Genomic DNA, 22,907 nt, shown 5'->3' with positions numbered 1-22,907 from the left:
CACGAGGGAACCATTACTCATTAGTAAGTACCGATGTAAGTCGGCATTGCTACCGATTGGTTTGCGAACTCTTCTTTAACGACTTCAAGGAACTTCTCAGCCATTTTCTCTTGAATCTCTTCCATGCGTTTAATGCGTAGGATTAAAAGTTCATTTCGAATTATTGATAGGCGCAAATCAAAGTGGAAATCACCTAAACCAGAGTATGGTTCGCAAGTGAATACAAATGCCGTAGGTAGCACAAGATCTTCACGAGTTTTAGTCGCAATACGTTCGTATTCGCTTTGTGATTGAGAGAAATCACTAACTTGTCGGTTTGAGCCGCGAGTGTGTTCAAAATCAAGTTCACGAACAGCCGCAATCGCTTTGAACATTTCAATTTGTTCGCCGTTTGAGTCAAACGCAGAAATGTAGTCTTTCCAATCTTCCAAGAACTCAGCCATATCGCGTTGTTCCATGCGTTCGCCGTCGATGTTTAGCAGCGCTTTAAATGGTGCAGTGCGTTTTAGTGATACTGAAGCCTTGTGAAGTTGATGACCAGCTTTGTCGTTAGTACCAACGTCAAAGATTGTTTTAGCTTTCATTGAATCAGCATCAATAAAAGTCTTTGAGCCTTCTAGCTGGTGGTCTTTTGCATACTTCGCAAACTCAGTGATCGAGATTGTATTAAACTCGCCACGCAAGTTATTGCGGTGTTCTTGGTACTGTTCCAAATCTTTTAGGGAACAGTTGTCAGGCACTAGAATCAGTTGGGAAAGCGTATTTTTAGCTTCAATAGCTTTAATAAACTCAGGAACGCTACCCTTATTTACAAGTTCTTGAATTGATTCTTTAGTAAATGACATTCTTCTTTACTCCTTAGTATTTACCAACGCTTAGTTTGCTAATGCCAGCCGGAATTTCTAGCTGGTTGTGGACGCCAACGGCTGGGCGGTCATAACTCAACTTGCCACCGAAGCCAGCAAACGCCACGGTTTCATATTTGAAGTCTTCGACTTTCGAGCCGTAATTTACTTTCGGTTCTTTAACCGTGATCGCCGTGGTTACATTCATAATCGACGGGTCGGTTTTAGATGCTGGTGAAAGTTTTAGCTTTAAGATGATCTCGCCAGCTTTACCGGAGTTAGATACGGCTAGCGCCACGTTGGATGTGGCTAAACCAAGAACGTTAGCAATCGAGCCAGCCTCTACACGCTCGATAAACTCAGGGAAGTTAGTCACACGTTCCATTTGAGGGTCTTTTTTGGCAGTTCCTTCGCCAGTCATTTTTGCTTCGTCAATAGTCATGTTTACTCACTTATCTTTTGTGATACTATGACGGCGTTGCAGCGGTTTGGTCGCCGCTTCAACACGGTCATACCATTAAATGGTCTGGTCATACCTTGTGAATAAAGCCGCTCAGAAATGGGCGGTTTTATTTTTGCTCGTTTGTTTCCGAACGATGCAAAGATTAGCTTAACGATGAAAATGTTGGAAGTGATCGAAAACGGTAAGAAATGAAATTATTGTTTTCGCTTTTGATTGATTTGGGATTTTAGACAAAAAAACCCTCGCATAGCGAGGGAAATCCTTTTAAAAGCTGATTGTGAGTGATATCTATCACCAAAAATTAGAATATCGCATACGCAGCGAAAGTGCCAATTAATTTCTGACCAGTGATTTCTACAAGACGCAATTCAAGAGGTAACTCTTCATTCATGGATTTCAAAAACTGCCTACCGTGTGCGGATTGGTATTCCATGATCTCCACGTTGTTACCAGTGTTTGCTACAACCAATTGACCAGACACAGGTGATTTATCAATGTCAAAGTACAAGTAGCCACCAGCAGGATAGTTTTTGATTTGGTCATTCACCTTTACAACGAATTGACTCTTTGAGTTTCCACTAGGGCAAGGGAATCGTTGAGTGCGCTCTGAAACGCCTGTTTTTAAAAACTCATCTGGGTCAACGTCAACGAACGAGTTTAATGATACTAGGGGAGCACCTAGTTCAATGCGAGAAAGCTCTTTGTATTCATCAGCCGTTGGCGAACCTTCACCAGTAGCTAACCACTCAAGACGGCAATCGAGGGCATCTGCTAGCCTGATAGCCGAATCAAGCATGATACTTTTTTCTGGATTCAATTTGATGTTGGTTAACACCGCTCGACTTACACCAGATCTCTTTGCCAAGTCGATGCTTTTGGTTATGTTTAAATCCCGTTTCCTCTGCTCAATGTTCCGAGCAAGCACAGACATAGACATAATGCCCCCTGTTTGATGTTTAAATATTACGCTTGTATATGTATGTGAAATTCACACACCAAGTATAAACCAATTCTTTTTTTTGGTCGATTATTGGTCGAAAATTTTTTATTTGACAACCCTTTTGTTTGCGATCAATGATTGAAGTCATCGAATGTTGACGGCACTCAACAGTAGATAACCTAAAAGTGTGTTTTGGTGAGCGTGGGAGCTATTTCCTATCAGCCACCCACTTGTGGCGCTAATAGCTCAGTGTCGCCACGCTCAACCAAAGCACATTGAGAGGTAACCATGAACATTCCTGAAAATCGCTTTTTCGTTCTAAACAACATGGCTGTCGTTCCAACGATGATTTTTAAGCGTGGTTTGACGCTTGAAGAGTTAGGAGCTTACTGCGTTTTGAGCGCGACAAGTTTCAACTGGTGGAAAGATGTCGATGAACTCAGCAACGCATTGGGAGTGCCAGTCGAGAAACTTGAATCACTCAGACAAGCGTTAGTTGAAAAGTGTGGTTTGACTGAACCTAAAGACGAATACAACGAAGAAGAACAGGCTGAACGCGCAAGTTCTATCTACAAAGACATTCGAACAAATAGTGAATTTTAAGTAAAAAAAACCGCCGTGTGAGGCGGCGGTCTTTAAGTTTGCACCAAATGTTAGTGCTGTGACGAGGTAATTATATGGCACAACCAAATAAGAACGCAACGATCAAGCGTAAACGTGCAAGTCGCAACTTCACCATGATTTGCAACGAGGTTTATGCAGACCATTGTTTGAGTTTTCAAGCTATGGGATTGCTTAGTTACTTGTTGTCAAAACCTGATGATTGGGAAGTTAAAGTGTCCCACTTAGAGAAAGTAACCACCGGAACCATGAAGAAAACGGGGCGTGATGGTGTTTACGTAATACTAAAAGAGCTTATTGAGCGTGGCTTTTGCCTTCGCCACAAAGAGGCTGACGGTTCAACCTGGTATGAAGTGAGTGACTATCCAAAAAGCCTAATCCGTGAAAGCCGTATTACGGAAAAGCCAGATCCGGCTAATACGACACTACTAAATACTGATCTTAAACTAAATACTGATCTAAAGACTTCGTCCGAATCTGACGATTCAGACCAATTGCTTTCTGATGCGTTTGCAATTTTCTGGACTGCCGGAATGAGAAAGGTTGGGAAGATTCAAGCATTCAATGAGTTTAAGCGAGCTATCAAGCGCCTAAAGGCCGAGCCTTACGAGTTTGCACGAATGCTCGCTGAAGACGTAAAGCGACGCAATGCAGCACAGCAACAAGGTTTTGATCGCTTACATCCAGAACGTTACATCAAGTACGAACGCTGGACAGATGAATTGCTTAACGACACGAATCTAAGAGGTATCGACAATGGACAGAAATTTGAAATCAATGGAATCGGTTATGGCGAGAATGCCGATCAGTCAATCTTCCCTGAATGGTTGCGGATTTACCCAAACCAATCGCCAGCCATCAAATTTGCACGAGTACAACAACAGCGCCAATGGATTGAATCCCAAGCTAACAGCCCTATGGGACACGCTAACGGAAATGTACGGCAAAACATGGGTAACGATGAATGGCGCAGTGATTACTACGGCATGGGGAAACTTCCTTTCGACCCTGAATGATTTGCAACTTAACCGGATACTAGCGATCTGCTTTGACCGACTATCCAACGGCAACCGCTTCCCTCCATCGCTTGGTGAGTTGATGACTCAGATTAACCAGCGAACCGAAGCGGAATACCGCGAAGCCTATGACCGATTTTTGAATCGTGCGCCAATGGGGAGAGCCGAGAAATGGGTAGCACAAAATTGTGATTGGGATTTAAAACGAGCTAGAGCTGGTGAAGAGTTAGAACTTTTCATCAAGTATCTACGGGATGCAGACGCTAAAGAACGAGCTGGCCGCTTGAGACTTGCAGAGGATGAGCTAAAAGCGCTACCAGTACACAGTCGAGTTTCGGTAAGTGACAAGGTTCGAGAAGAGTATCGACGTTCAGGAGAACGACACGAGTTTTCTGATCGAATTGACCAACTAAGGGCCATGAAACGATGAACGATATCAAGCAGCAAATGAAGATTTTGATCGCCAAAATGCACGAGTACGGCTTTGAAGAAATCGCAATCAACAACGATGTGCCAGCAATGGATCAGGAGTTTGCTAAAGCGCTAGTGAATTACCTAGAAGCCACCAGCAACGCATTCTTGAGCGTATCTCGCCTTCACAAGCTAGCGAAGCAAAGAGACTTCAAAGTATTGAGTGAGAACTTAGAACAGGACTTAAAAACACTAGCTGGCATGGCTAGCATGATCGGCAATACGTGTAGCTCATACGGGCGAATGGAAATTGAAGCGTTTGATGTTGCTTTAGAGGCTCTTCACCGCGCAAAAGAAGAATCTAAATTTTCGGCCTGTTAAATTTACAAACGTAAATTTCGATCATATATTTGTTTTCGAAACAAAACACAAGGTAACAATCAATGACCAAATTGCCAGACCAAAAAGCTTGCCAAGTATTGTTAACAATGGGGCGCAGACGCCAAGTTGAACAAGCCATTTCAGAGCTAAATGAATTGGCCGTTGCCCTGTACCACCACTTTCGACAAGGCAAAGGCTCGATCACTGAAGTGATGGAAGAAATTGCTGACGTTGAAATCATGCTAGCGCAGATCTACCAGCTCGTAGACAAAGACCAGCTAGAAGCTATCCGACATAAGAAAATCGAAAAGCTTGATTTTTATCTATGGCGAGTAGGAGAGATCCCACGCGAGATCTCGGAGCTGCAACATCAAATCACTAAAGAGTCCAGTACCGAAGAAATTGAGCGTATTGAGCTAAAAATCAACGCCCTTAGACGCGAAATGGAGAGCATTAAGGGATGAAGATTTATATCGCTGGTGGCGTTACCGATGTGCCTGATAGCGAAGCGCAATTTAAACGCGCAGCCCTAAAGATTCAGTGCATCGGTCACGTTCCCGTTCACACACTGATGTTGCCAGAAGGATTAAGCGAACAAGGGTACATGGATATAGCAATGGCAATGATTCGTGAAGTTGACGCGATTTATTGCTTGCCGAACTGGAAAACTAGCGTTGGCGCATTCGCTGAAGTTGCTTACGCAAAGAAGCTCCACTTGCCAGTGTTCCACAACATTCAACAAATCAAGCATCGTTTTCGTTTCTAGGTGAGTTATGCGTTTTAGTGAAACCGTTCTAGTAGCGATACACGGCGCACTAGCGATCTACATGCTGGCTAAGTTCGGCATCGAATTTACGGTGATGATTTACTTTCTGGCTAGCGTAATCGTTGCGAGATTGAAATCACTCAAGTTGGTGAGGTAGGCATGAAATTACGAGACTTGCCTTATCAGTACGATTTCAAGCTTAACGGAAAGAGATATAGCCAATTCATTAGACCTAAAAAGCCAGTAGATCCGAATGATTTCAAAGTCGTGTGTTATGAGCCGCCGCAAGGCGACTCTATTGATATTCATTGCATGACTGAAGTTAAGCCAATAGTGCGTGTTCGCGTGTAAGCAGGGTATGACCAAAAGAACCATGTTTTAAGGAATTACGTTGATGAACATAACCAAATTCAACAAACCTATTTTTGGGGATCTGACCGTCATCATTGATATGGATAACGATCCTTGGTTTATCGGGAACGAGGTCGGCGCAATGCTTGGCCTTGTGAACGCTCGTGATGCGGTTAATCGGTATGTTTCAGAACAAGATAAGAAGCCGCTAAAGCAATTAATGGCCGAATTTCCAACGTCGAGCTGCTCGACGTTAGAGTTAAATCAACGGCTTACGGTAATAAACGAGGCTGGTATGTATGACTTGATTCTTTCCAGCCAAGCGCCAAAGGGTAAGCCGTTTCAGCGTTGGATCACTCACGAAGTGTTACCAAACATTCGAAAGCATGGCTCCTATTCATTGACCGAACAGCCGCGAACAAGCGCGGAATGGTTACTTGAGCAAGCAAAGGCTCTAGTTGAACAGGAGAAGCAGACCAAACAGGCCATAGAAACGGCCAACGACGCTCATCGACGAATTGACGAGTTAGAGCGCAATTTTATTCCGGCTGGATATGCGATTGTTTCCGGTTTGGGTATTCACTACGGGCTATCCAATCAAAAGGCTAAAGAGCTAGTGGAAGCTTATGACGTTCCAACTAGACCAATCACAGTGAATTGTGGGACGTTCCCCGTTCTCACTAAGATGGTGCTCATTGAGGACTTTAAAGCCGCGCTCAAGAAAGAAATTCAACTTCTCTCACTATCAGATACCGGATTATGGTTTGCTGGTGGACAGTTAGGGCGATTTGCGGCCAAAGGGCGAGTGTTAGAACTATTCAAAAAATACCAAGAGACATTAGCAGTTATTTAGGGGAACGCACTAGATGAGTAATCCGAACCAAGTATTAACCTACTACCTGATCACTTATCACTACTACAAAAAAGGCGTGTTTGCGCAAGCTGGCTATCAGCAAGTGGCTTTGAGCCAGAGAATGAAGCCTTACTCAACTAAGAAAATAATGGCCGCTATAGCCGATCACTTAGGAGTTGACGCAGATACGTTACTACCTATCAACATTCAGGAGCTTGGTTCCTATCCAAGAGCCATGATTGAAGATCTAAAAGAACAAGCCGAGGCGTTAACAGTGACGCTTTAGAGTATCGCTTTTGAGTTAGAGCGTTGCATTCAGTGAATGCAGCGCTTTTTTTGTGCCTAGAAAACAGGAGAAGAGCAATGAAAGGTCGCAAACCGACAAAGGCAGAACAGATCTATGGACAGGCCGTGATTCAACGTTGTGGCTGTATAGCTTGCGATAAGCTTGGTCACCCGAATGATTGGCCTGAACCGTTGGAATACGTTGAGTTTCATCATTCGAGTGAGAAAGGTGCGGTTAAGCCACTAGCTCACTTTTTTGGTTATGGCCTTTGTCCCGTTCACCATCGAGGCGCAACTGGCGGCAACTCAATACCAGAAGGCGAACCAGTACGACACGATCCGCTAGGTAGTCGCAAGCAATTATTCTTCAACAAGGTTGGTACAGATTTAGAGCTGGTGGAATATGCGTGGTCTAAATTGCCACTAGAAGCGCTCGATCAGATTGGAGAGCTTACCGGAATATGGAGCTTTGAAGAGTTGGTGCGAGAGGACGCGAAGCAACGCAACATTTTTGAAAACATAAATTCCAATATTTAGGTTTGTTTGTATAATCATCGAACGGATACAATTATTTTTGTTCAATGAATATTGCAAGGTATGACTGACATGACCAAAAACAAAATTTCACCGAGAGATGAAATCGCGGCAATAGGATTTAACGCAGCTATTCGTCTCCTTTCTATCCATAGACATTGCTCAGAACAAGATGCAGTTGAGTACCTAGCGTTCGAGCTAGGCCGAGCAATTCCACAGATTGAGCATTACCGAGTAGTAGGGCTAAGTATCCACTTAGTTCCTAAAGTCATCGAGATAATGCGACAAAACAAAATCCCATTTGGCCGCCACCAGCTAGCGCCAACAAAAGAAATTGTTGCTATGGCACAATGGCGCAACACAAAGTGACGCAAGGTATTGCCAGACAAAACACAGGGGAAAATAGGCTTGATTGTTGTTTTGTTTGGATTCGTGATCTTCTCTGTTGGTCACGCTCTTTTTATGATTTCGGTGTTGTCGTTCTATGATTATATGAATCGAAAGCTAACAAATAAGACATCGACCATAATTTTTTTGATTGGAACGCTGCTTATGACGAGCGGCTTTCTTCTAAGCCCTTTGTGGCTAATTCAACAAATAGGTATGAACAAATGACCGACCAAAAAGTGCTAAACAGCAAAACACGACCAGAACTAATGAACTTTCTTGAAGAGTTTGTGCAAAGGGACGGTTTTAAAATCGCCTTAACCATTAATCCAGAGATTCAGGATGATGAAAGAGTAGGTCTAGGCATTAAACACGAACAGTTTCCTACGGTTAACAATAATCTCGCTGATCACATCGGTTGTGCTTTGAACGAGGTGATCAAAGAGCTTATGCCTCAACTTCTTCCAAAGGTAACAGCTATTGCTCTTGCAAAGATGGCAGGTGTGGATTTGAGCAGCGTGAAACTTACAGAGTGCGATTGTGAAGATTGCCAATGCAAGGATTCTGAACACCACAATGAAAGCGACGAATCAAAAGACGACGGAGCAGAAAAGATCCGAATTACTTCAAGCCCGTCAAATCGTATTCACTGATGCGAAACGCTTAAACCTTGATGAGTTTATGATCCGGCTAGCCAAGCTAGTCGGTTCGTACAAGTCTGTCACTATCTACGAGAACAACGAGGAAATATCCAGCTATGACACGCGAGATTGTACTGTCAACGCAAGAACAGCTACTAGCCGAGGGGATTCTTTCGAAATCAAGATCACTACTGAAACAGATGGAAGCCAACACGCTGCAACCTGTTAGCGTTAGTGAGCTTTGTTCCTTAGCAGCGGCTAAAGCCTTGGCTCTTCTACATGACCATGAGGATGTATCGAACATCGTTATGGAAAACATTTCTTTTGGTATTGCTAACTCGAATTACTACCTACTCAGAACCAAGCAACAAGAAAGCCAAATCAAAGAACTACAAGAAGAAGTGGCCCGACTAAGCAAGTTGCTTGAAGAGTCCGGCCAGATAACTGTTATCGACGCAGTTACACCGGAAGAGGCCGAACTAGGCGAAGTTAGTAAGCAAGACAGCTAAGGAGAAAGTAGTGAATACCATTGACGCAGCGACCATTGTTTTCCAAGACGTACTTGGTTTTGATAATCCAGAATTTGCAAGCGCTTACGTCCAACTAGCCTACAGCGACCAAGCGGAACTTGATGCTCTATGGTTTGACTTAAATTGCGAATCAATGAAAACCATTCTGGCGAATGTAATTGCAGAGCGCACCGGAACGTTGCCGACTCTAGTTAAAGCGGCCATTCAAACTAAGCCGCAGTTTTGCAATTACTCAGTGATGAATCACATTGCTTGGCAATCGCTTGTTAATCATGCCGTCAGTCAAAAAAACGCAGAAATTACGTGTTTTGAACTGGCTAAAATCATTCTGATGTATCCAGATTGTCCTAAGTTCTCGGAAGCTTGCGAATACGTTATGGAGCTTGGTTGCGACGTTCCTAGTGATTTTCGTGCGGATTTCACGGTGTTCTTTAACGAGACTGTTTCGGAATATATCGAAGAAGAGGCAAAAACCGATGAGCGTGAGCGAGATTAAGCAATTAGAGCGCGATTTAGGTGCCGTGATCGGTTATTTGAGTGCGCCTAAGTTAAGCGCGGTTCAGTTAGTTATTCGCAAAGCAGAGGCAATCAAGCGCCTTACCCGAATGCTAGACGAAGCAAAGTTTCTAAAGCAGCAAACAAAGTGCATGGTATTGCATGAGTTATTTGCTGAATTTGAGGGGCGTTCGGCCAGCTCTTTAACGATAGATAAGCTGGTGGACGTTATTAAAGAGTGTAATGAGCATCTAAAGACGGTGTGAGCCTATGGGATACGATCTAGCAGAGTATTTAAAGCAGTTTGGTTTAACAGTTGCCGACCTTGAGGACGAGTCGGGGCGAGGCCGTAATACGCTTTACACTTGGTACAAAAAAGATAAGCAGATTCTTATGTGCATCATTCGATCACGGCTTTCTAGCAAGCTGCAAGTCATTGCCAAAGATATCGAAAACAAACTTTCCATGTTGGAACGATAGTGATATCAGCCTCCAAATATGGGGGCTTTTTTATGCTTTAGTAGAAATTGTGTTTTCGAGCGATAATTTTTGTTTACAAACGAGAATTACGAGTTTATATTTTTATCTCAAACAAGACGGACTATTGAGGGCTAACAATGCTCACTTTCAAGATGCTAAAACGCTTAGAGGCAATCACTACTAAGCCTTATGGCGTGTGGGTTAGTGAAGGTGCTCAACCACAAAAGATCATTAAGTTGGTTAAGTTTAACGACTTGGATTTGCCAGAAGGTACTCGACTCTCTCAAAAAGGGTTAGCGGCATTAACGACGCAAGTTAGTGCATGGCAAGTTAACGGTGACGATGAGCTTAATCAGACTCTTAATTTCATCGTTAACGAATGGGAGAAAGCGAACGAGGCGAATTTTGAACAATGACGGCAACAAGTATCATCGAGTGGATACTTAATTGCAACGGATACCTATCTGTGCCGCAAACAGTTGTTCTTTACGTAGTGTTGAGTGTTTACGTCAATCACTACGAAACCAAAGCAAAAGAGAAAGCCAAAAAAGCAACTCGGCAAAGGCTGCAAATGCAAGAGCTATTTGTGAAGAACGTTTTAGACCACGTACTCACAAACCATTCGAAAGTGATGATAGACCACGGCGTTAACGCTGCATCGCGTCGAATGATTCTGACAGCAATCATGTGCGGCCATTTGTTTAAGTAACACAAGGGAACCAGACCATGAACCAACAAACCATTCAAGCCGCGAACAAGCGGATCACCGACCTAATTAGTGATTTTGAAGATGCGGAGCTATTGAGCTTTTCGTTATACAAAACTCACGAGTTTAACCTGGCATGTGATCAGATAACCGATCTGATTTCTGAACTTCCAAACGCCCAACGCGCTAAGGTTGCGGTTATTAAGGCACGCAACTCAGCCACTTGGAGCGAAGCATTGCGCCATCTAGAGAAAGCGAAACAAGAAACTCGCATTCACTAAGGAGGGCATGATGTTAAGTGCCAAGATGCGCGAAAACGCGAAGATTGCCGCAGATATTGAAGGACTCACTTTTAAATATTCATTATTTTGGGACTTCGTTTTTAGCAAAGGAAAGCCGACAAAAACCCATCGAGTGATGTGTAAGGGCGAATTGACCGAAAACAAATGGATATGGCTAGGAGATAACAGCGGCCCGTTCCTGTTTGACTCGCCAGAGCAAGCGATAAGTTTCATTAAAGAAATCATCTTTCACAAAGGTAACAAGCAATAAGGTTGTGTGTTCTATGAATGATTTAGTTAAGTGTCAGTACAACAAGCTCATTAAAAACCTAACACGAGATAAGCAAGACTTTATGGAAATGATCCGCACATTTGAAGCTATGCGCGGTAGGTCAAAGTCATCGGTGTTCGCAAGAACTATCGAGCTATCTCAGCTACACGTTTCATCTGCTGCATGGGTTAAGACTTGCAACACTATTCGTCACTCGATTGATCCGCTAAAGCAGAACGAGGTTAACGCAGTAATCCAAGTTCTACAGCACGAAATAGACCGGATAACTGAAGCGTACAACGTGACAGAGCAACTTCTATCAATGGTTGAATCGCACCAACGCCGCCAGTCTACTGATGAGAAGCAAGTTTTTAGCCTATTTCGTAATGAAGTACAGCCAAAGAACGACGACGCAGAAAAGCTAAAGGCTCAAATTGTTGATGAAATAACTCGATTCATTTCTGACTGTGACCACGTTGTTTCTCGCTTATCGGTGATCGAGTCGAACAATATCAAAGTGACGATGGAAGCGGCGCTTGTTCACCTAAAACGGGGCCAAAGTAAGTATTACCAGCAACTACTCAATCTAATTGGTGTTGAGAAGCCTCAAACGCCAAACGAGTTAATCAACTTAATCAAATTGTTTAGAGATTCACTAATTAAAAAACCATTCAAGGAGACAGCATGAAAAAAGGTTTTTTCGGCAAAGTATTCGCCGCAATTGGTGGCGCTTTATTTCGAGACAAGACGCCGAAAGCGGAAAGTCGCCAGCCAAGCGAACCGGATCAAAAACCGGAACGCAAGCCGGAGCCACCAAAAACGCCTTTGAAACCGAAGATCGTTAATGGCCGCCGCCAGTGGTACACGGTAGACAGCCCTGAAGTGCAGCAAATGGTTAAGTTGAACCAACAGAAGAAACGCAAAAAGGGCAAAAAGAAATGAGAACGCTGACACCAGACGAGTTAAATGCGCTGGTGGATGCTTTCAAAGAGTGGACTCAACGGCAAGCGTACTTACCTAGTAGCCAACTCGATCAGATAGATGTGTTTTTCTCAACGAACACAAGCAAAGCAATGAAGCTGATAGGCGGTGCGTGTTTCCACAAGAGCCGCGAAGCGCTTCACAACGCATTGAAACCCTAAGACAAGCCGCCGCCACTGGCGGCTTGAGTAAGCCACAACAGGCAGTAATCCATGGCAAGACGATTAATTTTAGACCCAAGACAGTGCATTGATTACTACACCATGTACGCACTGGAAAGCGGCAAATCCCAATCGGCCCACATTGTGGCGTTCCTAAAGCAAAGCGAACTTGAGTTTACTGTTAAGCAAATCAGTTCGTCATTGCAGCGGTTAAGAAAGCAGGGATTGGTTAAATATGACGGCCTTTGGCAGTTAACTACAGACACTTGCAACTAAATCTAAATATCACATACCGGCTCCGGCCATGTATTTCATTATTGAACAGAATCTAAATAAAGGAGTTCTCCATGACACTTAACGATCTTCTTTTCATTGTTTGGAAAGACGCAACAGTTGCAAACAATGAGGTTCACGGCGTTGTCCAATTGGATGAAATGGATTTGCTAACTTTAATTCGTGAGGCGTTCGAACGTAAAACGGGACTAGAAGCGAAACATGTTGAGCTATGTGCAATCACCAACGAACCAGAAGCTTTTTATCCAGAACTAAAACGATTCAAACTTATCGGTGACGACGAGCAATAAAGGAGTAACGGCAATGGCTAAAATCATTATCGAAATTAAACAGGTGCCAAACCAAACAGGCGTTGTTTGCTCAACTGACTCTATTTGTGTGCCAGTTATGGCAAGTATTGAAGTGGATGGAAGCTCCGACGAAATCATGGCCTCTTTAGTTGCTCACAAGCTGGCAGAAACTTATCACGCAACACTAGAGACAGGTATTCGTGCGGCTGTCACTTCGATTGTGAAAGAAGGCGAGAAACATGCTGATTAACGGCGTTGAGGTGAGTAAAGGACTCATCATAAAACGGCCTTGGATCAATTTGATTCTCGATGGCTTGAAGGTTTGGGAAATGCGTTCACGACGTACCAACATTCGAGGCACCATTGCCCTGATAGAACAGGGCACTGGCTTGATAGTTGGCCTAGCGAACTTAACTGACTCACTAAGGCCATTGTCAAAAGACAAATTGATTGCGGCCTACGATAAGCACAAGGTAGATTATGCCGCCATGCCGGAACTACTCAAGTGGTGCAATCCATGGGTACTTGAGAATGCACATAGAATCGAGCCAGTTCCGTACCAGCATAAGAACGGGGCAGTTACTTGGGTAAACATATAAGAGAACACCGTCAATCATGACGGTGCTTTCATATATGGCTCAAATTATTTGAAAGAGCATTGATAGGTAACATTAGTTTCTTGATTGACGGCAAATAAATGCATACTATTTCGGGCGGCAATTGCCAATAAAAATTCTAAATAACAAAGAGTAAGAATCGAATGTTTTTCATAAAATTCATCATAACGTTATTCGTTATAGCGCCAGTGGTGGCTTATTATTCATTTCAGGCTGGAGGTCATATCATCCCTAGTGATGGCGATTTCAATTATTGGGGCGCTATCATTACGTCAATCATTACCACAATTGGAACACTCTGGTATTTGGGAAAGTACGAGGATTCACGCCTTAAAAAGCGCGCTGCTAGCTTAGGTGTTAATCCAGAATATGTGTCGCTGTATGCTGATAATGGTCTAGTGATCGATAACACCAGCAAAAAAATATTTGCTGGAACGAAAAAGCATGGAAAGGTTTTTAATTACGATGACGTTTCTAGCATTGAGCTAGAGGATATTCCATTTGGTAGAACTAAAAAGTGCGTAATTCACATTAACACCCTAGACTTCGACACTCCAAGAGTGACCGTCGGATATGCTGATTTTAGTGGTCAGCGAGATCGAGCATTCTCCAAGCTAAGAGCAGCCTTGAAGATTAGCTAATCCAGCGAAACGTTAAATGACTGAAAGCACCGTCCATTGTGGCGGTGTTTTTTTTGCCTACAACACACTTTCAAGTAGTCATTTTTATGGTTAATAAGCATAAAGAGCGCTTAATCGAACAATTTGAGTTGGGCGTAAACTAAATTTAGTTTAAATTTGGACTAATCTCGGTTTTGGTGTATAGTTAGTAACGCAAACAAATGACCCCAGACTAATTTTTAAATTTAGCTGGTTTACTCGCCCTTATACCGAAGGAAGAACCATGCGCACTGAGACGGTAAGCTACTTAAAGAAAAATGCAGCCGATCTCCCACTGGATGAAGCGATGACGATCACACAAAACGGCAAGCCGATTTATGTGGTGGAATCATACGAAGAACGACTAAAGCGCGATCAAGCAGTAGCCTTGATGAAGCTTGTTACTATCAGTAGCAAGGACGTAGCCCAAGGTCGCACAATGTCATCGAGTTCGTTTAAGGAGAGGTTGGCCGCCAAGAAATCATAAGGTGACCATAAGATGGCCAATGTTGTTTATACGGAAACGTTCGCTAACACAGCAGAAGAACGTATTGACTACTACTCACAATGGAATGATTCCACTAGCGTAGTAGAGAGAATTGAAACTTTGATTGAGACGTTCGAGCAGAACGTTGAGAGCAATCCGGCCATATATCCGGCTTGTTATGAGCTAACTCAGCTTGGAGTGTATCACTTTCGTCAGTTTAGTTTTGATGGGTTCAAACTTATCTATCAATACGACGATGCGACAGATACGGTTTACGCCATGGTTTTGATTAGTGATAAGCAAGATTTGCAGAAAACCCTAGTGGACTACTGCATCCGGTTCTTATAAAACTGATGATTAAAAGCCGCCTTTCGAGGCGGTTTTTTTATGCCTAAAGGTCGCAATAGCGGCCTTTTTTGATCATCCTCAAAAAATATTTTATTTTCGTTCGTGTCTTTTTGTTTACAAACGAAAACAACGGAGCTATATTTTACATGCAAACAAAATTGCACCTTTCGACACGAGGATGACCAAAATGACCAACTTAAAAGAAAAACAAATCAAACTTGCTACTGCTGCTATTGCTGATCTTAAAGAGCTGGTGGCGCAAACAGGCAATCTACTAATGAATCTTTCTAAATCTGGCGTTGAGGCAACTGCAAAGGCCGTTTGTAACTTCTACAACGAAGCGTCACCAATCCAACAAGATTGCTTAGACATTGCTTACTGCTGGTGTGGTTCTTGGGATTCAGAGAACGAAGCGCGTGAAGCATTGGAAGCCGTTAAGGGTAACGCAATCAAAGCCCTTGCTTGGAAGCAAAACCGCCTAGAAGTGTTTGAGTGTGAGCGTCCAGAATACCGCCAAGGCATTACTATCTATGAAGTGGTGCGCGTTTCTACTAAGCGAGGTGAGCCGCTATCAACGCATACTAATTACTTCTCTAGTAAAGAAAGAGTCAAAGCATTCCTAAACAAGAAATACGACTTTTACGCGCCGGATATGGAAGAGAACAGCAAATTCAAATGTATCGAACGCTCAGACTACTCTTTGCAGTTCTACCAAGAAGATGAGGAATATCTGATTGAGTTCCACATGAACCATGTAGATGTAGAGTAATTGTTTGTTCGGGAGGTTGTTAGCATGAACGCTGAAGTAATAACTCAAGAAATGTTCAATTGCATCTTAATAATCGTGGAATACTTTGCCATTCTTTTTATGGGTGTATTCATCGCTCGTAAACGCGGCGTATTTAAAGATAAAAAATAATCCTCGAACGCATATTTAAACTAAACAAGCCAGCTTTAAAGCTGGCTTTTTTGTTATCATTTGTGTCATAAAGTTCACAGGTGAGAACAGGTATGGCCGTTTATATCCCCGTCAGACACTTAGGAAAGGCTTTTATCGAAAGCCAAGCCAAAACACCGACCAAACAGCAAAGGGACATTAGCAAGGCTTACCAGAAGCTACATGCGCGTGTTCAGCGCAACCTTATCGGCTTGCCACCATATCAAACTGAAGTTCTATTTCATCCAACTCGCAAATGGCGAATGGATTACGCTTGGCCCGACTTAAAGATTGCCTTGGAGGTTCACGGCGGTACTCATTCAAATGGGCGTCATACTCGCGGCGTTGGCTTTGCAAACGACAGAGAGAAGATGAACGAAGCGCAGCTTTTAGGCTGGATTGTTATTGAGATTGCATCGGACAACTTAGGCCAGCTTAGAGGCTGGTTAGAACGTGCCTTTTATCATCGAACGAAAACAATGAACACTGAACAGTGATAATATGTTGGCGCAATTGAACACTCGGAGTTAGAGAAGTGGCGAGAATTAATTGGGAACGCATTAAAAAACAATACCTTAGCGAATACGAAGAAACTGGCGTTGACGTTAAGACGTTTTGTGTTCGCAATGGTTTAGTCTACTCCACAGCAATAAAATACTTAAATAACAAACTGTTACAGAGAAAAGAGAACAAACCAAGCGAACAGAACGCGAACAACGAAGAAGTTCAGGGCGAAAAATTACAACCCAAAGGGATCACACCGCCCAAAACCAAAATCAAACGCAAGAAAACCGCGAATCAATCAAGTGCCAAAAATGGACACGGTGGCCGTCGAACTGGCGCTGGCGCTCCAAAGGGAAATAGCAACGCTTTCGTGCATGGCTTGATGACTAAAGCATTTGGCAACCTAGTTAAATACTCTCATCAAGTCGATGACGAATTTAAGTTAGAAGTGCATAAGCTTGCCGCTCTTCAGGCGCTTGAGTGCTACACGCAATACAAAGATGAATTAGCTGACTTCCTCAAAGAGCTGGAAGAACGTGGCGATAAACCTACAGAACTAGAGCAGGAGTTTATTGACCGACTTGAGAAACGAATCGAGTCGAGTTTTGGCATGGTTTGCCACCACACCGGAAAGCTTGAGTATTTAGAGGGCCAAATGGCGAACCGTCGATTAACCAATCGAGCAATAAGCAAGGTTATCGCTCAAACCACACAAGTCGAAGTTGATACCAACCTTAAACGCAAAGGCATTGCGTTGGCCGAAGCGAATACTGACAAGGCTAAGGCTCAAGCTGCGCTTGCTCGTCATGATCTCGACCAGAAACAACGTGAAGGTCTAGGCGACGATGATGATCTAGGTATGTTGCTAGATGAAGTTCAAGATTTGGATGACGATGAAATCATTCAGCGCTTCAAAGATAAAGGTGGAGTGTTGAACGATGATGAATGATGGTATTCAGCCGTATAAGGATTCTATTAATGGCCGTGGCATAAACCTAGTTATGCCAGCGCTTACCGATCAGCAATTCAAAGCGCTTTCACGGCCAGAGAAGCGCCGTTACTTCAGGAACTATATGACCTGTAAGGAATGGCGCTTAAACAACCTTTACAAGATAGAGAATGATAAAGGTCGCGTTGTCACGTTTCGAATGCGTGACGCTCAGAGAGATCTATTTGAAACAGCCCATACCTTTGAATTGATTCTTAAAGCGCGTCAGTTGGGCTTTAGTACCTTTATCGACTTGTACGCGCTGGACTCGTGTTTATTCAATAAGAACTATGCCGCAGGTATTATCGCGCAAGATTTGGAGAGTGCTGGCGCTATCTTCCAGACAAAGGTTGTCTTTCCATATAACAATTTGCCTAATTACTTGCGCTCTCGCATTCGTGTAGTTCAACGAGCTGGTGGCGCTAACGGTGGCCGACTCAGTTTTTCTAATGGTTCACGAATCCGTGTTGCAACGTCATTCCGTTCCGGTACGTTGCAGTTTCTACATATTTCAGAGTTGGGCCGTATTTGTGCAGGTTACCCACAAAAGGCCAAAGAGATCCAAACAGGTTCGATGCCTACTGTTCACGAAGGTTGCAAACTCTTTATTGAATCGACGGCAGAAGGCGCGGCAGGACTCTTTTTTGAGTTGTGTAAGAAAGCCGAGGAACGAGCACATAGCGGAGTGAAGTTAGGTGCTAAAGATTTCCACTTTAGATTCATTCCTTGGTTCACTCATCCTAGATATTACTCACCATTGCCATTAGGCGGATTGAAGCTATCCAAATACTTTATTGAATACTTTAAGTCGATTGAGCCATTCGTGATCCGTCACTTGGGTAGACCGTTAACGGATGAGCAAAAGCAGTGGTATGTCGAAACCTATAACCACTACGAAGAGTACACAAAACAAGAGTATCCAAGTACACCACAAGAGGCGTTCTTAACGTCAGGCCGTCGTGTATTTAGCGCTCCTTCCTGTATGGCTGCGGAGTCAGCTTGTACCAAACCGTTGCTTGTCTATGACGTTAATCCAGAGACAGGTGCAATGTTTGATGTTCGAGATAGCGTAAACCGTGAAGGTAAAAGCGAGAACATGCAGAACGGATTACAGGGCTATTTGCTTATTTGGGAATTGCCTGATCCAGAAAAGGATTACGCCCTTGGCGCTGACGTTGCGGAAGGTCTGGAGCATGGGGACAGAGGTTCAATTGATGTGCTGGACGAAACTGGCAATCAAGTTGCTCATTGGTTTGGTCATATCGACACAGACCAGTTTGCAAAGATTATCGCAATCATTGGAAAGATGTACGCAGGTAAAAACGGCAGAGCGGCCTACGCTGCGCCAGAACGAAACAACCACGGCCACGCCGTTTTAAACGTTCTACGCGATATCTATCCAATATCCAGAATCTACCAAGAAGAACACCACGACAAGGAAGACGAGGACGAAGAAACAGGACGATTAGGCTGGCTTACCACTCGTAAATCCAAGCCGATAATTATTTCAAACTTAAATGAGCAATTGCGCAATAATACGTCGGGCATTCGATGGATCGGGACAGTTACAGAGCTGAATACCTACGTTTATGACTCCAAAGGAAGCATGAACGCAATTGAAGGCGCATTTGATGACCAAGTGATGAGCTATGCGATTGCGCTAGAAATGGTTGTTCGAATGCCTAGAACCATGACCAAGTTACAGCCACGCACCAAGCGCTCAAGCGATTGGCGTACTAAGTGAGGGGAGAATTTATGGCTTGGAATGAAGACCATGCGGAGCATGACGGCAAGGGCTTTAACCTTGCTCAATTACGCCGATTAGTCTCAAACGTGGAAGCACAACCAAACTGGCGCGACCCAGCGCAAAAGTGTTGTGATTACTACGACGGCAACCAACTAGCGCCGGAAGTAAAACAAGTCTACGAAGAACGTGGACAACCGATCATTATCAATAACCTAATAGCGCCAGCTATTGACGCCGTTTTAGGTATGGAAGCAAGAACACGAACTGATCTTGTACTTACAGCCGATGACGATGACGGCGAAGAGCTACGCGATGCACTTCAGGAGAAGTTTAAAGATGCGTGGCGACTTGCACGAGCTGATCGCGCTAATGCCGACGCTTACGCTTCACAAATTAAAGCTGGTATTGGTTGGGTAGAAGTTACCAGAAATGACGATCCTTTCTATGGTGGTGGCTACAACATCAAGCCAGTTCGCCGTCAGGAAATGTGGTGGGACTGGAACGCTCAAGAGGCCGACTTGTCTGATGCTCGATGGTTGCTGCGTAAACGTTGGGTAGACGTTGACGAGGCTATTGCTCATTTCCCTGAACACGCCGAAATCATTCGCCAAGCAATGAATAATTGGGAAGACTTTGCAAACCTTGAAAGCTACGAAGAGCAAGACCAAGATTTGCTTGCTGCTTACCATGAATTTGAGAGTTGGGATCGAAATACGTCTGAATGGTTAGATCAGGCGCGTGGCCGTATCTGCTTACAGGTTATCTACTACCGTACATTTAGACGCGGTTATGTCATCGACCTAAAGAATGGCCGAACAGTTGAATACAATCCAAATAATATCGCTCAAGCCGTTGGCGTAAAAATGGGTACATTTAAACCACGAATTGCTACATGGTCAGCAGTACGCGAAGCGTGGTTTGTTGGTATTCATAGAATCATTGATCGTAAATCAGTTGCACCGATCGGATACTTTCCAATTGTTCCGTTCTTCGGTTATCGAATGGATAAATCCGGCCAACCTTATGGTGTTGTAAGCCGAATGATTAGTGCTCAAGATGAGATCAACTATCGTCGTATGAAGCTTACGTGGCTGCTACAAGCTAAACGTGTCATTGCAGACCAAGACGCAACCAATATGAGCCGCGAAGACTTGCTCGAAGAGGTCGAACGTGCAGATGGTTACATTGAGTTAAACCCTGATCGCAAGAACAAGAAATCAATCAGTGAAGCTATCCAGATTCAGCAAGATTTCAATATTGCGAGTCAGCAGTTTACTGTTATGCAGGACTCAATGAAGCAAATCCAAGACGTTGCTGGTATCTACAATGCAATGTTGGGCCAAGACTCTTCAGCCACCAGCGGAGTGGCTATTAACTCGCTAGTGGAACAAGGCGCGACTACGCTAGCAGAGATCAATGACAACTATCACTATTCGAGAACACGAGTAGCTGATCTGTTAATGGCCTATCTAATCGAAGACCTAGCGAAGCAAAGCAATATCGCTGTAACTATCAACAAGCAAGACGCTCATAAGCGAAAAGTCATTCACCTAAACGTGACCAATGACGACGGCACAGTGACCAACGACGTTAAGCGTTGGAAAGGTCATATTGCTCAAGCTCCAATCCAGCAAACTGCCACATTCCGCGCTCAAATGGCTCAACAACTAACCGCGCTAGTTGCTCAGTTGCCACCACAAATTCAAATGGCAACGCTAGATATGGTTGTCGAGTTAATGGATGTACCTAACAAGCAAGAGATCCTGAACCGTATCAGACAAACTCTAAACATTCCAAAAGCGCCGGAAGATATGACGCCAGAAGAACAAGCAGCTATGCAGGAAGAACAACGCAAGCAGCAAGAAATGGCTGAAATTCAAATGCAGCAGCTACAAAACGAGGTTGCTTTAGGAGCGGCCAAGGTTGAAGAACTACAGGCCAAGATTGCCAAACTACAACGTGATGCAGAAAGCCAAGACGTTAAAGACAACAAGGTTGAGGCCGAAACTGCGAAAGTTTTACAGGAGGTCGCAGAAGTCAAAGCACAAGCAGATAGCACAGTTAATGCAATATTAGCGAACATCGACCAGCAATTGCTAAACCTTCAAATCTAAATGTAAGAGGTAACTAGAAGTGTGGGAACAAGTTAAAAACATTGTGGGCGAATCCGCCCCTTTGGTTGGTTCATTACTTGGCGGTGCCACTGGTAAAACAATAGGTACTCTGATCGCTGGCGTTCTTGGTGTCAAAGATACACCGGACGCCGTTATCAAAGAGCTGATAGAAAACCCTGAAGCTCTAACAAAGATTATTGAGTTTCAGAATCAACACGCAGTTAAGTTGCAAGAAATGGCGCTTAACCAGTTATCTATGCAGCTAACAGACACACAAGACGCGAGAGACGCACACGGCGATCACTGGATGCCTTCAGCGTTAACTCTGATCTTGTGTGTCATGGTGTCAGGTATGTTTTGCTCATTGTTTTGGTGGACGGTTCCAAAATCATACGAGCAACTAATTATCATGATCGCAGGTCAGGTAATGGGCGCGTTCTCAACGGCTATCGTGTTTTGGCTAGGCTCAACGATGATGCAGGGCTTAGGTCGAACAAAGCAACCAATGAAGTTTATGAAGTGGGGGAAGTAAGTAAATGAAATTACCAGCCGAGTTTAAGCCGAATACTGAAATTCAAGAAATGATGGAAGAGCTAGGTTGCACTGGCAAACGTGTAAAGCCTCAAGACATTGTTGATCGAATTGAAGAGATTGATTTTCAAACCGTCACGCTTGCAGGTAATAAATTCATGTATTGCGGCATCAAGATGAAAGGCGGCTTTGTTGTTGTTGGTAAACCAGCAACTTGTATCGACCCTGAAAACTGGCGTGACCAGATTGGCCGACAAGTGAGTTTTAACAACACATTCGAAGAGATCTACAAGCTAGAAGCTTACAGAAAGATGAGTGCATAAGACGTAATTGTTTGGAGAGAAAAGCCATGTATGACAAACGACTAAGAAGCTATCGACCTAAATGGTTTAAGACTTGGGAACTTGTGAGCAAAGCTGCTTATCAGGCGCGTGGTGAAAAGGCCATGCTTGGTATGGATGCTCGATTGCTGATCACCATTGATGAGCTGCGAACGCTGCTTAGTGAAATCGATCCGAAGAAAGCGGCGCTTATCTGTAACAACTGGAAAGCTGGTGGATCTCGTGGTTACTCAGGTCTGCGACTTGCGAGTGACAAACATTTCACTCCATTCTCTGCGCATGGCAGAGGGCAAGCTGTTGATTTGATTAGTAATCATTACACGGCTCAAGAGTTGCGTGATTTGATTATCAAACACAAAGACCGATTCCCTTATCTAACGAGAATGGAAGAAGGTGTGAGCTGGTTGCACTTGGATGTGTTCAACTTACCAGAAGATGCATCAGAGAATGTAATCCTGTTGTTTACTAAATCAGGTGAGACTCGTTACGTCTAGGTAATTATCGAACGTTAATTTTTAGTTTGCATTCGTAAATTTGTGGTACATTTATCAGCAAATTGAGTGTGCGGCGAAAAACTAACGCAACACGAGAACATAAAAAAGCCAGTTAGCGCGATTGCGTTAGCTGGCTTTCTTGTTCGCAAGTGCGGCG

Annotated in this window: 42 protein-coding genes; 39 read left to right on the top strand and 3 right to left on the bottom strand. The window is 43.7% G+C overall.

Annotated features, from left to right (window positions below; translation table 11 throughout):
- Nucleotides 1–20: 20 nt before the first annotated feature.
- The 3 genes from B7360_RS16630 to B7360_RS16620 form a co-directional block, all read right to left on the bottom strand.
- Entirely contained in the window at nucleotides 21–845 is an 825-nt protein-coding gene (locus B7360_RS16630; RefSeq protein ID WP_085344028.1) for a DUF2303 family protein, read from the bottom strand.
- 13 nt (nucleotides 846–858) lie between these two features.
- Nucleotides 859–1,287 carry a hypothetical protein gene (locus tag B7360_RS16625; protein WP_020840934.1) on the bottom strand — a complete coding sequence of 143 codons (429 nt, stop codon included), beginning with the start codon at nucleotides 1,285–1,287 and terminating at the stop codon, nucleotides 859–861.
- Nucleotides 1,288–1,609: 322 nt separating this feature from the next.
- Nucleotides 1,610–2,239 (bottom strand): helix-turn-helix domain-containing protein, encoded by a 630-nt coding sequence (locus B7360_RS16620; protein WP_229616101.1) that lies wholly within the window; start codon nucleotides 2,237–2,239, stop codon nucleotides 1,610–1,612.
- A 297-nt stretch (nucleotides 2,240–2,536) separates the two neighbouring features.
- On the opposite strand from B7360_RS16620, the gene B7360_RS16615 reads away from it, so the two are divergent.
- The 39 genes from B7360_RS16615 (at nucleotide 2,537) to B7360_RS16430 (ending at nucleotide 22,750) form a co-directional block, all read left to right on the top strand.
- Nucleotides 2,537–2,851 carry a hypothetical protein gene (locus B7360_RS16615; RefSeq protein WP_020840932.1) on the top strand — a complete coding sequence of 105 codons (315 nt, stop codon included), beginning with the start codon at nucleotides 2,537–2,539 and terminating at the stop codon, nucleotides 2,849–2,851.
- A 74-nt stretch (nucleotides 2,852–2,925) separates the two neighbouring features.
- A complete protein-coding gene (locus tag B7360_RS16610) occupies nucleotides 2,926–3,885 on the top strand; it encodes a hypothetical protein (protein WP_085344027.1) in 960 nt (319 codons plus the stop codon).
- Nucleotides 3,842–4,315, top strand: a complete 474-nt coding sequence (locus B7360_RS16605; protein WP_139329159.1) for a hypothetical protein — start codon at nucleotides 3,842–3,844, stop codon at nucleotides 4,313–4,315. Before B7360_RS16610 ends, B7360_RS16605 begins: the two co-directional genes overlap by 44 nt.
- On the top strand, nucleotides 4,312–4,677 hold the full coding sequence (locus B7360_RS16600) for a hypothetical protein (RefSeq protein ID WP_020840929.1): 366 nt from the start codon (nucleotides 4,312–4,314) through the stop codon (nucleotides 4,675–4,677). Before B7360_RS16605 ends, B7360_RS16600 begins: the two co-directional genes overlap by 4 nt.
- Nucleotides 4,678–4,739: 62 nt before the next feature.
- Complete coding sequence (locus tag B7360_RS16595; protein ID WP_021453894.1) at nucleotides 4,740–5,141, top strand: hypothetical protein; 402 nt, start codon at nucleotides 4,740–4,742, stop codon at nucleotides 5,139–5,141.
- The gene (locus tag B7360_RS16590; protein ID WP_020840927.1) at nucleotides 5,138–5,443 is read left to right on the top strand and encodes a DUF4406 domain-containing protein; all 306 of its coding nucleotides are present in this window, start codon (nucleotides 5,138–5,140) and stop codon (nucleotides 5,441–5,443) included. Before B7360_RS16595 ends, B7360_RS16590 begins: the two co-directional genes overlap by 4 nt.
- Before the next feature lie 7 nt (nucleotides 5,444–5,450).
- On the top strand, nucleotides 5,451–5,600 hold the full coding sequence (locus B7360_RS25015; protein WP_020840926.1) for a hypothetical protein: 150 nt from the start codon (nucleotides 5,451–5,453) through the stop codon (nucleotides 5,598–5,600).
- Nucleotides 5,601–5,602: 2 nt separating this feature from the next.
- Nucleotides 5,603–5,794, top strand: a complete 192-nt coding sequence (locus tag B7360_RS16585; protein WP_020840925.1) for a hypothetical protein — start codon at nucleotides 5,603–5,605, stop codon at nucleotides 5,792–5,794.
- A gap of 43 nt (nucleotides 5,795–5,837) precedes the next feature.
- Nucleotides 5,838–6,647, top strand: a complete 810-nt coding sequence (locus tag B7360_RS16580; RefSeq protein ID WP_085344026.1) for a BRO family protein — start codon at nucleotides 5,838–5,840, stop codon at nucleotides 6,645–6,647.
- A 13-nt stretch (nucleotides 6,648–6,660) separates the two neighbouring features.
- Complete coding sequence (locus tag B7360_RS16575; RefSeq protein WP_020840923.1) at nucleotides 6,661–6,933, top strand: hypothetical protein; 273 nt, start codon at nucleotides 6,661–6,663, stop codon at nucleotides 6,931–6,933.
- A 77-nt stretch (nucleotides 6,934–7,010) separates the two neighbouring features.
- A complete protein-coding gene (locus B7360_RS16570; RefSeq protein ID WP_085344025.1) occupies nucleotides 7,011–7,469 on the top strand; it encodes a Ref family recombination enhancement nuclease in 459 nt (152 codons plus the stop codon).
- 69 nt (nucleotides 7,470–7,538) lie between these two features.
- On the top strand, nucleotides 7,539–7,835 hold the full coding sequence (locus B7360_RS16565) for a hypothetical protein (RefSeq protein ID WP_020840921.1): 297 nt from the start codon (nucleotides 7,539–7,541) through the stop codon (nucleotides 7,833–7,835).
- Nucleotides 7,836–8,077: 242 nt separating this feature from the next.
- Complete coding sequence (locus tag B7360_RS16555) at nucleotides 8,078–8,506, top strand: hypothetical protein (RefSeq protein ID WP_021822773.1); 429 nt, start codon at nucleotides 8,078–8,080, stop codon at nucleotides 8,504–8,506.
- Between the two features lie 104 nt (nucleotides 8,507–8,610).
- On the top strand, nucleotides 8,611–9,003 hold the full coding sequence (locus tag B7360_RS16550; protein WP_020840918.1) for a hypothetical protein: 393 nt from the start codon (nucleotides 8,611–8,613) through the stop codon (nucleotides 9,001–9,003).
- A gap of 10 nt (nucleotides 9,004–9,013) precedes the next feature.
- On the top strand, nucleotides 9,014–9,520 hold the full coding sequence (locus B7360_RS16545; RefSeq protein ID WP_020840917.1) for a hypothetical protein: 507 nt from the start codon (nucleotides 9,014–9,016) through the stop codon (nucleotides 9,518–9,520).
- Complete coding sequence (locus B7360_RS16540; RefSeq protein ID WP_020840916.1) at nucleotides 9,501–9,785, top strand: hypothetical protein; 285 nt, start codon at nucleotides 9,501–9,503, stop codon at nucleotides 9,783–9,785. Before B7360_RS16545 ends, B7360_RS16540 begins: the two co-directional genes overlap by 20 nt.
- A 4-nt stretch (nucleotides 9,786–9,789) precedes the next feature.
- A complete protein-coding gene (locus B7360_RS16535; protein WP_020840915.1) occupies nucleotides 9,790–9,999 on the top strand; it encodes a hypothetical protein in 210 nt (69 codons plus the stop codon).
- 137 nt (nucleotides 10,000–10,136) lie between these two features.
- Entirely contained in the window at nucleotides 10,137–10,415 is a 279-nt protein-coding gene (locus tag B7360_RS16530) for a hypothetical protein (protein WP_020840914.1), read from the top strand.
- Entirely contained in the window at nucleotides 10,412–10,708 is a 297-nt protein-coding gene (locus B7360_RS16525) for a hypothetical protein (RefSeq protein ID WP_053312767.1), read from the top strand. The genes B7360_RS16530 and B7360_RS16525 overlap by 4 nt, the downstream gene beginning before the upstream one ends.
- A 17-nt stretch (nucleotides 10,709–10,725) precedes the next feature.
- Entirely contained in the window at nucleotides 10,726–10,986 is a 261-nt protein-coding gene (locus B7360_RS16520; RefSeq protein WP_020840912.1) for a hypothetical protein, read from the top strand.
- Between the two features lie 10 nt (nucleotides 10,987–10,996).
- Entirely contained in the window at nucleotides 10,997–11,257 is a 261-nt protein-coding gene (locus B7360_RS16515) for a hypothetical protein (protein WP_020840911.1), read from the top strand.
- 13 nt (nucleotides 11,258–11,270) lie between these two features.
- Nucleotides 11,271–11,945 (top strand): hypothetical protein, encoded by a 675-nt coding sequence (locus tag B7360_RS16510; protein ID WP_021454705.1) that lies wholly within the window; start codon nucleotides 11,271–11,273, stop codon nucleotides 11,943–11,945.
- On the top strand, nucleotides 11,942–12,199 hold the full coding sequence (locus B7360_RS16505; protein ID WP_031843983.1) for a hypothetical protein: 258 nt from the start codon (nucleotides 11,942–11,944) through the stop codon (nucleotides 12,197–12,199). Before B7360_RS16510 ends, B7360_RS16505 begins: the two co-directional genes overlap by 4 nt.
- Complete coding sequence (locus B7360_RS16500; protein WP_020840908.1) at nucleotides 12,196–12,399, top strand: hypothetical protein; 204 nt, start codon at nucleotides 12,196–12,198, stop codon at nucleotides 12,397–12,399. The genes B7360_RS16505 and B7360_RS16500 overlap by 4 nt, the downstream gene beginning before the upstream one ends.
- Before the next feature lie 51 nt (nucleotides 12,400–12,450).
- Complete coding sequence (locus B7360_RS25010; protein WP_031820032.1) at nucleotides 12,451–12,675, top strand: hypothetical protein; 225 nt, start codon at nucleotides 12,451–12,453, stop codon at nucleotides 12,673–12,675.
- A gap of 71 nt (nucleotides 12,676–12,746) precedes the next feature.
- Nucleotides 12,747–12,983 (top strand): hypothetical protein, encoded by a 237-nt coding sequence (locus tag B7360_RS16495; RefSeq protein WP_043043187.1) that lies wholly within the window; start codon nucleotides 12,747–12,749, stop codon nucleotides 12,981–12,983.
- A 13-nt stretch (nucleotides 12,984–12,996) separates the two neighbouring features.
- Nucleotides 12,997–13,233 (top strand): hypothetical protein, encoded by a 237-nt coding sequence (locus B7360_RS16490; RefSeq protein WP_020840905.1) that lies wholly within the window; start codon nucleotides 12,997–12,999, stop codon nucleotides 13,231–13,233.
- Complete coding sequence (locus B7360_RS16485; RefSeq protein WP_085344023.1) at nucleotides 13,223–13,582, top strand: ASCH domain-containing protein; 360 nt, start codon at nucleotides 13,223–13,225, stop codon at nucleotides 13,580–13,582. Before B7360_RS16490 ends, B7360_RS16485 begins: the two co-directional genes overlap by 11 nt.
- A 161-nt stretch (nucleotides 13,583–13,743) precedes the next feature.
- A complete protein-coding gene (locus B7360_RS16480; RefSeq protein WP_085344022.1) occupies nucleotides 13,744–14,241 on the top strand; it encodes a hypothetical protein in 498 nt (165 codons plus the stop codon).
- Nucleotides 14,242–14,503: 262 nt separating this feature from the next.
- Complete coding sequence (locus B7360_RS16475) at nucleotides 14,504–14,746, top strand: type II toxin-antitoxin system Phd/YefM family antitoxin (RefSeq protein WP_020840902.1); 243 nt, start codon at nucleotides 14,504–14,506, stop codon at nucleotides 14,744–14,746.
- Nucleotides 14,747–14,758: 12 nt separating this feature from the next.
- Nucleotides 14,759–15,094, top strand: coding sequence for a type II toxin-antitoxin system RelE/ParE family toxin (locus B7360_RS16470; protein ID WP_020840901.1), 336 nt, complete (start codon nucleotides 14,759–14,761; stop codon nucleotides 15,092–15,094).
- 187 nt (nucleotides 15,095–15,281) lie between these two features.
- The gene (locus tag B7360_RS16465; protein WP_020840900.1) at nucleotides 15,282–15,863 is read left to right on the top strand and encodes a hypothetical protein; all 582 of its coding nucleotides are present in this window, start codon (nucleotides 15,282–15,284) and stop codon (nucleotides 15,861–15,863) included.
- 242 nt (nucleotides 15,864–16,105) lie between these two features.
- A complete protein-coding gene (locus B7360_RS16460; protein ID WP_062851462.1) occupies nucleotides 16,106–16,528 on the top strand; it encodes a hypothetical protein in 423 nt (140 codons plus the stop codon).
- A 38-nt stretch (nucleotides 16,529–16,566) separates the two neighbouring features.
- Nucleotides 16,567–17,484 (top strand): hypothetical protein, encoded by a 918-nt coding sequence (locus tag B7360_RS16455; RefSeq protein WP_085344021.1) that lies wholly within the window; start codon nucleotides 16,567–16,569, stop codon nucleotides 17,482–17,484.
- A complete protein-coding gene (locus B7360_RS16450; protein ID WP_020840896.1) occupies nucleotides 17,474–19,267 on the top strand; it encodes a terminase in 1,794 nt (597 codons plus the stop codon). Before B7360_RS16455 ends, B7360_RS16450 begins: the two co-directional genes overlap by 11 nt.
- 11 nt (nucleotides 19,268–19,278) lie before the next feature.
- Nucleotides 19,279–21,384 carry a portal protein gene (locus tag B7360_RS16445; protein WP_085344020.1) on the top strand — a complete coding sequence of 702 codons (2,106 nt, stop codon included), beginning with the start codon at nucleotides 19,279–19,281 and terminating at the stop codon, nucleotides 21,382–21,384.
- A gap of 19 nt (nucleotides 21,385–21,403) precedes the next feature.
- Entirely contained in the window at nucleotides 21,404–21,916 is a 513-nt protein-coding gene (locus tag B7360_RS16440) for a hypothetical protein (RefSeq protein ID WP_020840894.1), read from the top strand.
- Nucleotides 21,917–21,920: 4 nt separating this feature from the next.
- Nucleotides 21,921–22,238: a Gp49 family protein gene (locus B7360_RS16435; RefSeq protein WP_021485000.1), complete on the top strand. Its 318-nt coding sequence runs from the start codon at nucleotides 21,921–21,923 to the stop codon at nucleotides 22,236–22,238.
- Between the two features lie 26 nt (nucleotides 22,239–22,264).
- Entirely contained in the window at nucleotides 22,265–22,750 is a 486-nt protein-coding gene (locus tag B7360_RS16430) for a hypothetical protein (RefSeq protein WP_085344019.1), read from the top strand.
- Nucleotides 22,751–22,907: the final 157 nt, after the last annotated feature.

This window comes from Vibrio sp. ArtGut-C1, from assembly GCF_002105475.1.
Lineage (GTDB): Bacteria > Pseudomonadota > Gammaproteobacteria > Enterobacterales > Vibrionaceae > Vibrio > Vibrio diabolicus.
The sequence above is the reverse complement of the archived record's forward strand: the minus strand, read 5'-3'. Positions and strand labels throughout refer to the sequence as shown.

Bases quoted from the DNA above. Each gene is read 5' to 3' on its own strand.
- B7360_RS16525 (WP_053312767.1), top strand. From the start codon at position 10,412: ATGACGGCAACAAGTATCATCGAGTGGATACTTAATTGCAACGGATAC.
- B7360_RS16535 (WP_020840915.1), top strand. From the start codon at position 9,790: ATGGGATACGATCTAGCAGAGTATTTAAAGCAGTTTGGTTTAACAGTT.
- B7360_RS16435 (WP_021485000.1), top strand. From the start codon at position 21,921: ATGAAATTACCAGCCGAGTTTAAGCCGAATACTGAAATTCAAGAAATG.
- B7360_RS16585 (WP_020840925.1), top strand. From the start codon at position 5,603: ATGAAATTACGAGACTTGCCTTATCAGTACGATTTCAAGCTTAACGGA.
- B7360_RS16595 (WP_021453894.1), top strand. From the start codon at position 4,740: ATGACCAAATTGCCAGACCAAAAAGCTTGCCAAGTATTGTTAACAATG.
- B7360_RS16625 (WP_020840934.1), bottom strand. From the start codon at position 1,287: ATGACTATTGACGAAGCAAAAATGACTGGCGAAGGAACTGCCAAAAAA.
- B7360_RS16485 (WP_085344023.1), top strand. From the start codon at position 13,223: ATGCTGATTAACGGCGTTGAGGTGAGTAAAGGACTCATCATAAAACGG.
- B7360_RS16460 (WP_062851462.1), top strand. From the start codon at position 16,106: ATGGCCGTTTATATCCCCGTCAGACACTTAGGAAAGGCTTTTATCGAA.
- B7360_RS16480 (WP_085344022.1), top strand. From the start codon at position 13,744: ATGTTTTTCATAAAATTCATCATAACGTTATTCGTTATAGCGCCAGTG.
- B7360_RS16490 (WP_020840905.1), top strand. From the start codon at position 12,997: ATGGCTAAAATCATTATCGAAATTAAACAGGTGCCAAACCAAACAGGC.
- B7360_RS16520 (WP_020840912.1), top strand. From the start codon at position 10,726: ATGAACCAACAAACCATTCAAGCCGCGAACAAGCGGATCACCGACCTA.
- B7360_RS16495 (WP_043043187.1), top strand. From the start codon at position 12,747: ATGACACTTAACGATCTTCTTTTCATTGTTTGGAAAGACGCAACAGTT.
- B7360_RS16580 (WP_085344026.1), top strand. From the start codon at position 5,838: ATGAACATAACCAAATTCAACAAACCTATTTTTGGGGATCTGACCGTC.
- B7360_RS16475 (WP_020840902.1), top strand. From the start codon at position 14,504: ATGCGCACTGAGACGGTAAGCTACTTAAAGAAAAATGCAGCCGATCTC.
- B7360_RS16500 (WP_020840908.1), top strand. From the start codon at position 12,196: ATGAGAACGCTGACACCAGACGAGTTAAATGCGCTGGTGGATGCTTTC.
- B7360_RS25015 (WP_020840926.1), top strand. From the start codon at position 5,451: ATGCGTTTTAGTGAAACCGTTCTAGTAGCGATACACGGCGCACTAGCG.
- B7360_RS16450 (WP_020840896.1), top strand. From the start codon at position 17,474: ATGATGAATGATGGTATTCAGCCGTATAAGGATTCTATTAATGGCCGT.
- B7360_RS16615 (WP_020840932.1), top strand. From the start codon at position 2,537: ATGAACATTCCTGAAAATCGCTTTTTCGTTCTAAACAACATGGCTGTC.
- B7360_RS16540 (WP_020840916.1), top strand. From the start codon at position 9,501: ATGAGCGTGAGCGAGATTAAGCAATTAGAGCGCGATTTAGGTGCCGTG.
- B7360_RS16470 (WP_020840901.1), top strand. From the start codon at position 14,759: ATGGCCAATGTTGTTTATACGGAAACGTTCGCTAACACAGCAGAAGAA.
- B7360_RS16510 (WP_021454705.1), top strand. From the start codon at position 11,271: ATGAATGATTTAGTTAAGTGTCAGTACAACAAGCTCATTAAAAACCTA.
- B7360_RS16630 (WP_085344028.1), bottom strand. From the start codon at position 845: ATGTCATTTACTAAAGAATCAATTCAAGAACTTGTAAATAAGGGTAGC.
- B7360_RS16570 (WP_085344025.1), top strand. From the start codon at position 7,011: ATGAAAGGTCGCAAACCGACAAAGGCAGAACAGATCTATGGACAGGCC.
- B7360_RS16610 (WP_085344027.1), top strand. From the start codon at position 2,926: ATGGCACAACCAAATAAGAACGCAACGATCAAGCGTAAACGTGCAAGT.
- B7360_RS16575 (WP_020840923.1), top strand. From the start codon at position 6,661: ATGAGTAATCCGAACCAAGTATTAACCTACTACCTGATCACTTATCAC.
- B7360_RS16600 (WP_020840929.1), top strand. From the start codon at position 4,312: ATGAACGATATCAAGCAGCAAATGAAGATTTTGATCGCCAAAATGCAC.
- B7360_RS16565 (WP_020840921.1), top strand. From the start codon at position 7,539: ATGACCAAAAACAAAATTTCACCGAGAGATGAAATCGCGGCAATAGGA.
- B7360_RS16505 (WP_031843983.1), top strand. From the start codon at position 11,942: ATGAAAAAAGGTTTTTTCGGCAAAGTATTCGCCGCAATTGGTGGCGCT.
- B7360_RS16515 (WP_020840911.1), top strand. From the start codon at position 10,997: ATGTTAAGTGCCAAGATGCGCGAAAACGCGAAGATTGCCGCAGATATT.
- B7360_RS16430 (WP_085344019.1), top strand. From the start codon at position 22,265: ATGTATGACAAACGACTAAGAAGCTATCGACCTAAATGGTTTAAGACT.
- B7360_RS16445 (WP_085344020.1), top strand. From the start codon at position 19,279: ATGGCTTGGAATGAAGACCATGCGGAGCATGACGGCAAGGGCTTTAAC.
- B7360_RS16555 (WP_021822773.1), top strand. From the start codon at position 8,078: ATGACCGACCAAAAAGTGCTAAACAGCAAAACACGACCAGAACTAATG.
- B7360_RS16465 (WP_020840900.1), top strand. From the start codon at position 15,282: ATGACCAACTTAAAAGAAAAACAAATCAAACTTGCTACTGCTGCTATT.
- B7360_RS16590 (WP_020840927.1), top strand. From the start codon at position 5,138: ATGAAGATTTATATCGCTGGTGGCGTTACCGATGTGCCTGATAGCGAA.
- B7360_RS25010 (WP_031820032.1), top strand. From the start codon at position 12,451: ATGGCAAGACGATTAATTTTAGACCCAAGACAGTGCATTGATTACTAC.
- B7360_RS16530 (WP_020840914.1), top strand. From the start codon at position 10,137: ATGCTCACTTTCAAGATGCTAAAACGCTTAGAGGCAATCACTACTAAG.
- B7360_RS16550 (WP_020840918.1), top strand. From the start codon at position 8,611: ATGACACGCGAGATTGTACTGTCAACGCAAGAACAGCTACTAGCCGAG.
- B7360_RS16620 (WP_229616101.1), bottom strand. From the start codon at position 2,239: ATGTCTGTGCTTGCTCGGAACATTGAGCAGAGGAAACGGGATTTAAAC.